This is a genomic window from Pseudoalteromonas sp. McH1-42, assembly GCF_022347845.1.
In the GTDB taxonomy this organism is placed as follows: Bacteria; Pseudomonadota; Gammaproteobacteria; order Enterobacterales; family Alteromonadaceae; genus Pseudoalteromonas; species Pseudoalteromonas rubra_D.
Genome location: NZ_JAKRFU010000018.1, coordinates 139,524 through 153,115, shown reverse-complemented (window position 1 = coordinate 153,115; position 13,592 = coordinate 139,524). Strand labels below are relative to the sequence as shown.

Below are 13,592 nucleotides of genomic sequence, written 5' to 3'. Positions count from 1 at the left end.
GAATAACAAAGCGGGCTTTATGCCCGCTTTGCATTTAGTAATTCATAACTAGACCGGGACACTCAGCAGATAAAGCAGCTGAGTCAACGACCCTTGGGTTATCGCGGCATCGGCCTGCTCGACCACCTTAGGTTTGCCATGAACTGCGACGCCTAGCCCGGCAGCAGCCATCATGATTAAATCATTGGCGCCGTCGCCCATGGCCACGGTTTGTTTAGGTGCAATACCAAACTGTTCAGCCAGAGATTTAAGCACCTCGGCTTTTTTGCTGCCATCAACGACCTCGCCCAGTACTTTACCAGTCAGCTTATCGTCGGCAATTTCCAATGTGTTAGCAAAGACCGCATCCAGCTGCAACGGCGCTTTTAGCGCCTCGGCAAACCAGGTAAAGCCACCAGAGGCAATCGCCAGATGCCAGTGATGTGCTTTGAGTACCGCACACAGCTGGGCAACGCCCTCCATCAGCGGCAGGTTGTCTTTGAGCTGCTGAATGAGCGGCAACTCGACGCCAGACAGCTTAGCAACACGCTGATACAAACTGTCGTTAAACGCCAGTTGCCCAGCCATGGCCTGTGCGGTCACCGCAGCAACCTCATCATACACCCCGGCCAGTCTGGCAATTTCATCAATACACTCGATGGTGATTGCCGTGGAGTCCATATCCATCACCAGTAACCCGGGCTTAAGCAAACTGGGCGGCTGGCTGATAGCCGCACCTTGCAGGCCACGCTGAGCCGCTAAAGCGCGAATGGGTGCACGCACATCGCGTGCCGAATGCGTGTAAACAACCAGGCCAGGCGTCATCGTTGCTGTTGGCTGATACAGTACCAGTCTGGTGACCTCAATATCCGCCTGCTGACACAAGCGCAGAACCTCCAATACATCCGCCTCATTGAGCTCAGCGCCAAAAAAACATAGGTACTGGCCATCTTCGGACAGCGGGCTGCTGCCAGGTCTCAGTTGATCATCGTTTTCAATGTGGTACCAATTTGCTACAGTGAGGCACTGCTGAGCAGGCTCAGCCGTGGCACGCAACTGGATTGACGCGAGTGACTTTGACATGGATACTCCTGATTGGGGTCATATCCGGCTCATTGAGCCGATGTGTGAATACTTGCTTGGTAACGGTATGCGCCCTTTTTAACATCTTAATCGTGGCATGTCAGCAGGCAAACAAGATCTATGAAAAATACACAAGCCCTTGAAACCCTTTCTTCTTCACGCAATCGGCGACTACTGCGTCTGCTCATCGCTGCGATGTGCTTTTTAACCATTACCTGGCTGGCATTTAACACCAGTTTTCGCTCCCATCAGCTGTTACACAGCAATGCCGACCACGCTGGCCGCAGCCTGACTAAGCAATTAGCTCTGAATGCCGCCCTGCCAATGAGCCGCATGGATACGCCCCAGCTCAGAGCCCTGAGCAACCACCTCGCCAGTGACGACTATGTGCTGTCTGTCAGACTCTATAACCATCAGGGCCAGTTTATTATTGGTAATGATGGCCAGAGTGCGCCGCCTCAGATAACCGATTTACCTCGCCACCTACCCGGGCTGGCTCAGTCAAAACAGCCCATTGTTGAACCCATTTATGACGCAGAGCAGCAACCCATAGGCTTTGTCAGCGTCGAATACTTAACAGAAGCTGCGATGGCACAAAGCCATAGACATTTTCATGAACTGGGTCGCGTGGTACTGCTGATGCTGGGCATTGCCTGTATTTTTACCTGGCAGGTAGGACGCGCACTGAAACGCTGGGAAGTGAAACGTCAGATCCGCAATAACACTGAGGATCAAAAATAAATCTCGCGAAAAACTTAGAGGTACGTACGTCTAAATATGCCGGGTAGATTGCCAGCGTGCGCTAACCACTACCGCCTTATTTCATCTACTTTCTATACTCCTGACACGGCGCATTGTTCTCTCCTTCCTTAAACCAGATAACGCCGGTGCGCTTAAATGTCCTCAGCAGTGTGCAAGTGAGGGTCTGCCAAATAATGCCATTACATAAACACCAAAATACTCATCTGATCAGCATCCCAAAAAACGAAAAAGTCAAATTTAATTATTTCGTGATTAGAAATTATTCAGAATCAAATGCTCTTTATCTTTTAAAGTAATTTCGTAAAAAAGCAAAATTTTACGCTCATAACACCCGATTAGTTGCTTAAATCTCGCACAAACAAATTGAGCATAAAATCACCCAATATACCGTTTTTGTAAATCAAAATGTTAAATAGTTTAACTTTAAGAAAAAATACATTTGAAAAAAAGAAAGCTATCATATTACTATCCGTCTCAATCTAGGAACATGATACCAATAAAGGTACGAGAAAACGGAGCACTTCGATCACCCAAATTTAACTCTCAAACTGCAAGTAAATAGACAAAAAAAACGTGACCAGTTGCGCCAGTAAAGTCGACTTGACCTTACGCACAGCTGCAACCTTGTACGTTCAAATTCTGCACCTCACCGGTGTATTAAACTGGGTCAAAAATATGAAAATGACATTGAAAAAGACTCTGCTTGGTATAGCGACACTCGCCTCCTCCTTTGTATCGGCGGCAACATCAGCATCAAACGACTATACCTTGCTAGAAGCCGATCCCGTCAATCCAATCTCGGTATCGCAAAAAAGCGGGCTTGTTTTTGCCTTAAACATTCCAGACGACCATCTAGAAATTTTTCAACCTAAGGACGGCAAACTAACGCAATGTGGCTCCATCAAAGTGGGTATGCGTCCCGTGTCACTCGCTTTGGTATCAGAAACCAAACACAGCGCCTCCCTGTGGGTCGTCAATCAACTGTCCGACAGTATCAACATCGTTGATGTCGCACTCTCCGATTGTTCTGGCCGGGTTGTTGACACCATCGCAACGGGCGACGAGCCAAAGGATATTATACTCGCCAACACACCAGCCGGTAAACGGCTACTCGTTACCATGGCCCACCGCGGACAAAATCACCCGGATCCAGGTGCCAGAGATGGCTTTGATTTAGTCAGAACACCGACACAAAATGCACAGCTTGACCGTCCCGCCGGTCTTGCAGATGTGGTTATTTACCACCCCCAAACGCGTGAAGCAGAACAGGTCATTAATTTAACAACAACCGCACCACGCGCGATCACTTTGGCACCTGCAGATGCCCAGGGAGTGCACCATCAAGTGTACGTAGCAGGCTATCACACAGGTAACCGAACATCGGTGGTTGCCGCAGAAACAACTCGAGGCGCCGCCATCGAACACCTGCACCATCTGATGGAACATGGGGACGTTACTGAGGATGCCAATGGCTTGCTGGTTGTTACTAAGCCTGACATCAAAATGTATGGCGGTACGCCTGCCGTTAAAGGGATTGGACGCTGTATGCCAGATCCCAGACCTGCGATGCAACGTCGACATGAGTTGCAGCTTTGCGCCCAGACCGATCAAAACCACAATCTGATCGCGTTTTTGCCTCAGGACACTGGTCGCGTGACGCCGGAATGTTCATGCACAGACTCTTCAGGACAAATCCAGCCCGTGATCAGTCAAATGGTGAAGTACTTTGACGATCCAAAGGTATGCGGCGAGTACTTCGATACCAGCATTAACGGCTGCTGGCTGGATCAGGATCCGGCATACAGTCAGGAACAAACTCCGGTTATGGCTTGGAACGATTTAATGAAGTTCACTTTGCCAGACGAGGATGTCTTTGCTCTCACTTTCAATGAACAAGGACAGCTCACCGAAGAGCATGCCTTCTCGGGAGTTGGCCATATTTTATACGACATGGCGACTCACCCCAAATCAGGGGCTGTCTACGTGGTTAACCAAGACGCAAATAACATGACGCGATTTGAAGGGTTTGGCCACTTCGCAAACTCAACAGTGCGTGGCCGTCTTGCAATTAGCCAATTGAGTATTCTGGATCAAGACTCAGTCATGGTGAAGGATCTCAACGACCACTTACAGAAAGAGGTGCATGGCAATAGCTGGAAGCGCTCACTGGCCTTTCCCGTTGCAATTGATATTACTCATAAAAAAGACCAGAGAGGTCGCTTAGCAGATAATCAAACGCTATTCATAGCCGCGCTGGGTTCTGACAAGCTAGCCTATGTAGATACCCAAGATCTCGACCGGGACGGTACTTTTAACCGGCATATCAAATCGTTGAATTTGACAAATAAAAGGCAAAATTATGACAGCGCTATCATGGCCGGACCAGTTGGACTTACCATTGATCATAAACGGCAACGTCTCTACGTTATGGCGCGCTTCAGCAATGAACTGATTGAAGTCGATATCAGGCGTAAAAAGCCAAAAATAATTGCTCGTCACGCTTTGCACAACCCAGAACCTTTCCTGGTACAAAAGGGCAGATCAACCCTCTACAATGCAACTGAAATGTCGACCAATGGTGCACAGGCATGTGCCAGCTGCCATATTTTTGGTGACAGCGATAGCCTGGCCTGGGATTTGAGTAATCCGGATGCCACCACAATTAACAACTATGGCCCATTTGTCTCTCCACCTCAGATAGGCTTTGTCTCTGATCTGGCGGTTGATCCATGGCAAACCGATCCTAAACGCGCCGCTGTTAACCCAGATTTTAGAGCAATTAAAGGCCCCATGATCACCCAACCTCTGAGAGGCATCGCCAACCACGGTGCAACGCATTGGCGTGGGGACCGGGTTCGCCGCGTTCAGTTCACCTATGGTGAACAGCCAGATACGGGTGCATTTGACGAACGCAGCTCGATCATTGAATTTGACGAAGCCGTTGTAGGGTTGCTGGGTTCTGAGCAACCACTTGAAACCAATAAGTTTGAATATCTGGCCGATTACCTGTTAAAGATCAGCTATCCACCTAACCCAATCCGTAATCTAGACAACTCTCTCACTGAATTACAACAGGCTGGCCGTGCTGCGTTTTTCGGCTGTGTCAGCATGACGGATGAACAGTTTGCGAACCGACAGTGTATTGGCACCAATGGTCAGTTGGTTGATATAGACCCACAAACAGACCAGTGTGAATGCTACGGTAACCCGGTTCGTTACGTCATGGATCGTTTTTCCTACGTAGGAGAATTGGCTGAGGCTTGGTTAGATGTTGAAGTCGCCGACAATGCACTCAATGACCGCAATGCAGTTGCCCAGTTACAACAACGTCTGAGCCTGTTAAAAATGGAAGCCCAGATTGTGGGACAACTTCAGACTCAGCCGTTATCCAGTCTTGCATTTGCGGGCAACCAGGCTGCTAACAATTATCAGGCACAGGTTTATAACCTGACTCAATTGGATCAAATCCAGAATTGGCTTGCAGGTCACACTTATCCCGAAGAGCGAGTTGGCCTGTTAGGGTTTATCGATTTTGTTCAGACACTGGATGCTCAGCACAACACCACAGTGTTAGCTGACTTACTCGATCAACTCAGCTTCACAGATATGCCTACCGAACAACAAGCGCAATTCACCGATCCAACTCAGGTGGTTAGCGCACTGGAGACCCTGTGGGGAGATGCAAACATCAGTCGTCGCCCGGTGATTGATGCCAGATTACCAGCAGGTCAGGAACAAAATATCCTGGGTACCTGTGCGGTCAGACAAACAAAAAACAGTTGTGCACTGCGCATTGCCGACAGCTTGACAACATGTCAGGGTTGTCACGTATTGGACCCCCATGCCAATGCCGAGTTTGGTGTCGAAAAACCGGGACTGTTTGGGACCAGCGGCGAATACTCATTCTCTAATATCCCTCAGGTATTCAAAGTGCCACATCTGAGAAACTTGTATAAGCGGACGGGTAAATTCGGTCAGCCCTATGAATTTGATATGTTCGTGGGCCAGAGTGTCTTTGGCATATACAAAGGCGGGTTCTTCGATAGAAACCCGCAGCACGAAGGTGCCTCGATCCGTGGTTACGGGTATTCTCATGATGGGTCCGCCGACACACTGCATCGCTTTGCAGGGCTTCTGGACTTTTTACGTCGTCCAGCCGGGACACTGGGTGGCGATGATGTACGCGGTAACCCAGATGCATTTGATGCCTTTGTGCCACTCAACCCACAACAGTGTTTAACTCAGGTCGCCCATCAGGCCAGTGACTTCTTTGCCAAGTTAGGCGCAGATAAGTCGACCTTACTACCATTGGCTCTGGCTGCATCCTCAGGTGACAAAACAGCTGCCAAACAAGTCGTCGAGACAGTACTGAGCAGTCCTGCTATCCATTCAGATCAACGTTGGCAAACCATTGCTCGTGGCGCATTGCATGCCTTGCAGCAACAAAAACCGGTTACCAGTGCGCTCGGAGCCCCCATCGTAGAAGCAGTGACTGCATCTTTAGTTTGTCCGAATCCCCCCAGTGCAGAGATGATGCCACTGTGTTTTCAGCTCGGCTCTACCCTTGAATATGGCGAGAAAGACGGTGTGTGCTATCCAAGCGGGTTGCTCGAACGCGAAGCTGGCGAAGCATTTATGATGGCATTTGATACCAACCTCAAACCCATGGTTGGGCGCCAGCTAACGCTAACCAGCGCCCCCTCAGAAACGTTGCTGGCAGACTTCAAAGCTATGACCGCAGCGGCGGCCGAAGGCCATTGTGATCTAGCGGGTAATAATGGCTTTGGAGGGTATGTGATGACGGTTGCAGCTGCCGAAGCGCCACTTGAGTCAATTGTGGAAACAGATGTGGGGACTGCTCTCACCGTTAGCCAATTACTTGCCAACCGGGTACCTGCAACCTTTGTGTGTTACCCGCCGAAACCGAATCAGGATGAAGCACGTCGCTCAGTACTGGATCGAGATTCAGATGGCATTGCTAACGCACTAGATCAGTCCATGGATAGGAATTAAGAATGCTAAATCACCCGTGCTTTTCTAAACTGGCAGGCCAGGAGGCGCCTGCCCACTTGGTTGAATTACTACAATGGCGCAGCGATAAGTTTGCGTCTCAGCCTGCTTACCATTTTGTGAGCGGGCCAGGCAAACCGGTTCAATCGCTCACCTATGGCGAGCTCTTTACGGCAGCGCAACAGCTGGCAGTAAAATTACAGCGTCAGGGGGCATGCAATGAGCGAGTCATCTTGCTCAGCGAACCCGGCCTGGATTATATAATCTCCTTTTGGGGCTGTGTATTGGCGGGGGCTATTGCAGTGCCCGCATTCCCGCCAGTTATTGCCAGGTTGGAACAGACCTTGCCCAGGATCGAAGCGATCATTTGTGACTGCCAGCCAAAATATGCGCTGGCTTCAGACAAGCTGTTGAGCAAGCGATCAAAAATCACTTCAAAATCAGAGGTTTTTGCTACCCTAAACTGGTTGAGTGTACGCGAACCAGCCCAGCCCAAACAAGCACAAACCGACTGGCAGCCAGTGGCACCTGCTCCCCATGCCACAGCCTTTTTGCAATATACATCAGGCTCCACTTCCACCCCCAAAGGGGTGGAGGTCAGCCATGCTAACCTTATTCACAACTCACAGGCCATTTTTCAGGCACTAGATGGAGACAATACCTTTGTCTCCTGGCTACCGCCTTATCACGATATGGGCCTGATCGGTAACATCATACAAGTTGTATACGGTGGTGGCTGGGGCTACTTTATGGCACCTAACACGTTTTTGCGTTACCCACAGTTATGGTTAGAGCTCATTTCAACCCATCGCGCGCGCGTCTCTGTGGCGCCTAACTTTGGTTATCAGCATTGCGTCAATAAGCTTACTGATGAACAAGTTAACGCTTTGGATTTGAGTTGCTGGCAACATGCACTGTCCGGTGCCGAGCCCGTTCGCTTCGCAACTATCCAGGCATTTCAGAAACGTTTTGCCCCGGCAGGCTTTTCCGAGGCCACTTTTCAGCCTTGTTATGGCCTCGCAGAGGCTACATTGATCGTGTCCGGCGGTAAGCCAAAACACAGCGCGAGAAAACTCAACCTCGACAGCCAAGCGCTGCAAGCCGGACAGGTGCTCACTGCACAGCACCCTTTAAATGCCATTGAATCTGTAGCCTGTGGCAAAGCAGCACTGGATACCGAGATCGCCATCGTTAACCCAGACAGTTGTGAGCGTGTTTCTGGGCAACGCGTAGGTGAAATCTGGGTGAATGCGCCAGGCGTTGCCAAAGGGTACTGGCAAAAACCCGACATATCACAAGCCACATTTCATGCTCATATTCGCAATGAAGCTGACAAACCCTATCTGCGCACCGGCGATTTGGGATTCATTGACGAATACGGTGAGCTACACATTACCGGCCGAAAGAAAGACCTGATTGTGCTGCGGGGCAAAAACTATTTTCCCAATGACATTGAAAACATCGCACAGCAGAGCTACGAAGGTGCCATCGGCAAAGCCATCGCGTTCAGTATTACTATGGCAGGGCAAGAAGAGCTGGTGGTTTTGCTCGAAGCAAACACCACCAATGAGGATGCACTGATAGACCTGGTTGCGCGAGCCCGCCAACGCCTTGCTGAGCCGCCTCTGGCCCTGACACCTTATGCCGTATTAGCAGTAAAAAGTGGCGCGATACCACAAACATCAAGTGGAAAATTACAACGCTTTCAGGCCAAAGAGTCGTTCTTAACTTTTGCAATGCCTTGCCTGTTCGCCAGTGTTGTCGCGCACGACCTTGAAACCACGGTCGCTCAGGACAGCTCTGACAAACTACCCAAAGACTTGCTACTGAGCCAGTTGGATGCCCTAAGAGCAGAGCCAGTAGAGGTGGCGGCGAGCCCCACATTCGCCGACCTGGCGCTGCAGTTTGACATGGTTTGCCAGCTGGATAACATGATAAGCACACGCTTTGCCACGCAGAGCCACCTCTGTGCTTTGTTGCAAAATCCAACTTTGTCTCATTGGCTTGCCCTGCTGGAAACAGCCGACACGAGCTCATCCTCACCTCATCAGAGCATTACAAAAACGCAGATCCGTACTCAGCTAATACACCAGCTAGCTCAGCTCACAGGCTTGCCTGCTAGTCATATTAACCTAAACCTTAGCTTTAGTGAGCTGGGTCTGGACTCAGGCAACAGTGTTAAACTGGCAAAAGCACTCGGGGAAACATTCGGGCTGACACTGTCAGACACATTTGTCTGGGAGGCACCCACTGTCGAGCAGGCTATTGAACTACTTAGCCAACAATTATCTGGCCCGACTCCAGTTGCAGCGGCTACGCAAACTTCCCATTCACAGTCAGATAACGGAGCCATTGCAATCATTGGCATGGCTTGTCGCTTTCCACAGGCCAATGATCTCAGCGAGTTTTGGCAGTTATTATGCTCTCAGCGCGATGCCATTACTCAGGTGTCGCCTGATCGCTGGCCAGACATGAGTATGGTGAAAACCAAAAGTGGCTATAGTGTTCCCTTGCTTGGTGGTTTCCTCGACCAGGTCGATGGATTCGAACCCCAAATTTTTGGCATTTCACACCGTGAAGCCAGTAAAATGGATCCCCAGCACCGCTTATTGCTCGAAAACAGCTGGCAGGCACTCGAGCATGCAGGCATTGCTCCTAAGTCAATTGCAGGCAGCAAAACGGGCGTATTTGTCTCCAGTGGGCCTCAGGAATACTGGCAACTGCAAAGCCAGAATCTCGCAGATCTGGATATTCACAGCTGTACCGGCGGCTCTCAAGCCGTTGCCGCAAATAGAATTTCCTATTGTCTTAACTTAACCGGCCCGTCGCTGACAATCGATACTGCCTGTTCCGGTTCCCTCGTCGCAGTGCATCAGGCCTGTGAAAGCCTGCGCCGCGGCGAATCAACCATGGCACTTGCGGGTGGCGTTAATTTGATGCTTAAACCCGATCTCACCGTTGCTTTCACCGAAGCTCAAATGCTATCACCGCGTGGCCGGTGTGCCACATTTGACCAACATGCCGATGGCTATGTCAGGGGTGAGGGGTGTGGCATAGTTGTCCTGAAACGCCTGACTGATGCCTTACGTGATGGAGATCCAATTCTGGCACAGATTGCAGGCTCAGCGGTAGGACATGATGGTAAAAGCAATGGTCTGACGGCCCCGAACCCGCAAGCACAGCACCAGGTCATCGAGCAAGCACTTACAAACAGTGGACTCTGTGCGAGTCAGGTTGGGTTGATTGAAGCGCACGGTACAGGCACACCTCTTGGCGACCCCATTGAGGCTAAAGTACTGGCTAACATATACAGTACTCGTCAAACGCCAACCAGATGGCTTAGCTCAGTGAAAGCCAACATAGGACACCTGGAATCTGCTGCGGGCATCGCCGGCTTGATCAAAGCGGTTATGTGTGTCCAGCACGGCAAAGTCCCCGGCCAGTTACACTGTGCAAACCCCACTGAACGGATCGACTGGGAGCATGCTGAACTGACGATCCCAAGCCACACACAAGCCTGGTCAGAAGCGCATAACAACCCCAGAACCGCAGCGGTCAGTTCTTTTGGCTTTGGCGGCACCATCGCACATCTGCTAGTGACTCAAGCGCCGGATGATCATCGAGAGTGTACAGCTCCCGAAACTCCGCAGTTACTTCAGCTATCTGCACGTACGCCAGCTTCTGTGTCCGCTCAGGCGAATGCAATCAGGCACTTCATCAACCAAAACCCGGATATTACGCTGCCTGATATCTGCCACACACTGTCAGGCGCCAGAGACACTTTTGAGCATCGTTTCAGCACTGTGGTCGACTCAATGCAAGCTTTGTCTCAGGCGTTGAGCGATCTGGAGCAGTCAGTTCACAGTGTCACTCAGCCCGTAACATCGGACAGTAACAAAGTTGTCTTTTGCTTTTCTGGGCAAGGCAGTCAGTTTACTGCGATGGGGAAAACCCTGCTCAACCAGCCGGTGTTTAAAAAAACCTTTGCACAATGCAACAGACTGTTCGCCCAGCATGCGCAATGCGAGTTGTCACTGGTCGAGCTATTGCACGAGGACACAGATCCAACCTTGCTGCGCAACACTGCTATTCAGCAGCCTTTAATATTCGCGCTTCAAGCCAGTTTAGACAGCCTCTGGAAAGCACAAGGTGTCACTCCGGATTTGGTTCTGGGTCACAGCCTGGGTGAAATAGCAGCCATGTATAGCGCACAAAGTTTATCCCTGTCTGATGCCATGCAGCTAGCAATCAAACGTGGCCACCTGATGGCACAAGCGCCCACTGAGGGCGCCATGCTCGCCTGCTTAGGTGAAGAAAGTGCTCTGACAAAGCTGACTCACACACTCAATGAACACCTCTGGCTAGCCGCTGATAACGCCCCAGGTAACCGGGTCTTTGCGGGACCACGTGCCCAACTGGAGGCCCTGAAGCAATCACTGCCCATGACAGTAGAAGGCTCGTGGTTACCAGTCTCCGGTGCGTTTCATACCCCGATGATGGCTGATGCTGCGGCGCAATTGCAGCAGTTTGCAGAGCAGTTCGAGTTTGCCAAACCCGCCATTCCGGTTATCTCATCGGTCACCTCTGAGATACTCACTCAGCGACCCGATGGCGCGTATTTGGCCAGACAAATGAGGGAACCGGTTCAGTTCAAACGTGCTGTGGAAAGGGCCTTAGCGCACCAGGGCAAACTTTTTATTGAGTTGGGCCCAGGACGGACTTTGCTTAATTTCGCCTTAAAAACAGCACAAATTAATAGTCAATCCATTCACGGCTTCCCGTCCATTGTAAAACGTCAGGATGCGTATTCAGCGCAGCTGGTTTCATTGGGAAAACTGTGGCAACTCGGATACCCGGTAACAACGACCCCACACTCACACTCAACAGGAAAACGTATAAATATGCCATCGTACCAATTTGACAGAGATTCGTATTGGAATCAGCCAGAAACAGCTGAGCCTGTAGCCCAAACGAGGCCAGCTACCCCACCAGCCGGCCAGGAAAGCTCGCTTATGCAGGCTGCTTTATCTTTATTCCAATCTCAGTCTGCCGTGCTACAAAGCCTTGCAGGTCAGCCTCAATCTACGGCGCATGCCATGACTGCCACGCAGGTACAAGCACAAGCAGCCTCTTCTCAGAATACTGCGATAACGCAGCCGGCTCCTGCTGCGCAAGTTAGTCGTGAGTCTAGCCATGCAACATTGGTGTCGTTGCTTGCCTCTATCGCGGGCTGTGCACCAAGCGACATTCATGATAACGATAAATTGCATAGCCAGCTGGGGCTCGATTCATTAATGGTGAAACAGCTCACTAAACAACTGAAACAAACGTGGCCCGAACTAAGTCAGTTCAAAGCGGAACAACTAGAACAGGACCCAAGTGTGGCTGAGCTAGTGGCAATTGTTGATGCGCAGCTAAATCCTCATCCAACTCAGGTAACAGCGTCACTACCGAATGCCGCGATGAGTTGGCAGGCTCAAGCGCCAGCCCAAGCAAAAGCGACCGAGGAGTCACATACCGTTGTCCCGGAAACTGACTTTGAACAATCGGAGGAGTATCAGACTCACATCGCACGTCTCAACATGATCAATGCAATTGGCGAAAACCCCTATGGACGGATCCATCAGGGACTTAACTCTGGCCGGGCAACCCTGAATGATGTGGACGTGCTGAACTTTGCCTCATTTAACTATTCTGGTTTATCTAACCACCCGGAAGTCATCGCAGCTACTCAGGCGGCCGTTGCACACTACGGTACATCTCCTTCTGCAACGCCTCTGTTATTTGGCGAAACCCCACTGCATCATGAATTGGAATCCGAAATTGCCGATTACCTGGGCTGTGAGGCCTCTGTGGTATTTGCCAGTGGTCACAGCACCAGTGTGGCTGTGATTGGACACATTATGGACAAACAGGACTTGGTGATCCATGACCAGTGGATCCATGACTGTGCGGTACGCGGCGCGATGCTATCTGGTGCGCAACGTCGTTCATTTGGCCATGATGACTGGGCCGAACTAGACAAGATCCTCAGCAAAATCCGCAAGTATTATCGCCGCGTCTTGATAGTCATTGAGGGAGTCTACAGTCAGGACGGTGATATTGGTAATCTGCCAGAGTTTATCCGTATTAAGAAGCAACACAACTGTATGCTGATGATAGACGAGGCTCACTCCATTGGCGTACTCGGCAAAACCGGCGCCGGCGCTGGTGAATACTACGATGTAGTGCGAAGTGACGTCGACATCTGGATGGGGACTTTAAGTAAAGGACTCGGCAGTTGCGGCGGCTACATTGCGGCGTCCAAAAACTTCATTCAATTTCTGAAATATACCACGCCATTGCTTATTTTTAGCACAGGTATCACCCCAGCGAATGCTGCCGCGGCCCTGGAAGCAATCCGGGTGCTAAGACGCGAGCCTGAGCGTCTGGAAAAACTTAAGAGCAACGCAGCCTGGTTCCTCGCCAGGGCACAGGAGCTTGGGTTTGACTGCGGCCCAACAACGCATTCTCCCATTATCCCAATCATTGTCGGGGAGTGGGAAGTTGCCATGCTCTTGTCTGCCCGGCTGCGCGAGAAACACATCAATGTTATGCCTATCGGCTACCCAGCAGTAGAAAAGCATCGTTGTCGACTGCGTTTCTTTATGAACGTTGAGCATACCCGTGAAGAACTGGAATTTGCGCTGCAATCCCTGCTGAGTGAAATAACCCAACTTAAAACAGAACAATTACCCGAAACAGAAAGTGTATGAGGC

4 protein-coding genes are annotated in these 13,592 nt (G+C 50.6%); 3 read left to right on the top strand and 1 reads right to left on the bottom strand.

What is annotated here, in order from left to right; all coding sequences use genetic code 11:
* Positions 1-48: 48 nt before the first annotated feature.
* Complete coding sequence (gene serB, locus MHN31_RS16675; protein ID WP_239444817.1) at positions 49-1,062, bottom strand: phosphoserine phosphatase SerB; 1,014 nt, start codon at positions 1,060-1,062, stop codon at positions 49-51.
* Positions 1,063-1,182: 120 nt separating this feature from the next.
* Here serB and MHN31_RS16670 point away from each other — a divergent pair, with 120 nt between their 5' ends.
* The 3 genes from MHN31_RS16670 (at position 1,183) to MHN31_RS16660 (ending at position 13,589) form a co-directional block, all read left to right on the top strand.
* Entirely contained in the window at positions 1,183-1,803 is a 621-nt protein-coding gene (locus MHN31_RS16670) for an AhpA/YtjB family protein (RefSeq protein WP_125560694.1), read from the top strand.
* Between the two features lie 696 nt (positions 1,804-2,499).
* Positions 2,500-6,837 carry a hypothetical protein gene (locus MHN31_RS16665; RefSeq protein WP_239444816.1) on the top strand — a complete coding sequence of 1,446 codons (4,338 nt, stop codon included), beginning with the start codon at positions 2,500-2,502 and terminating at the stop codon, positions 6,835-6,837.
* 2 nt (positions 6,838-6,839) lie between these two features.
* Positions 6,840-13,589, top strand: coding sequence for a type I polyketide synthase (locus MHN31_RS16660; protein ID WP_239444815.1), 6,750 nt, complete (start codon positions 6,840-6,842; stop codon positions 13,587-13,589).
* The last annotated feature ends 3 nt before the right edge of the window (positions 13,590-13,592 follow it).

Bases quoted from the DNA above. Each gene is read 5' to 3' on its own strand.
- MHN31_RS16665 (WP_239444816.1), top strand. From the start codon at position 2,500: ATGAAAATGACATTGAAAAAGACTCTGCTTGGTATAGCGACACTCGCC.
- MHN31_RS16670 (WP_125560694.1), top strand. From the start codon at position 1,183: ATGAAAAATACACAAGCCCTTGAAACCCTTTCTTCTTCACGCAATCGG.
- MHN31_RS16660 (WP_239444815.1), top strand. From the start codon at position 6,840: ATGCTAAATCACCCGTGCTTTTCTAAACTGGCAGGCCAGGAGGCGCCT.
- serB (WP_239444817.1), bottom strand. From the start codon at position 1,062: ATGTCAAAGTCACTCGCGTCAATCCAGTTGCGTGCCACGGCTGAGCCT.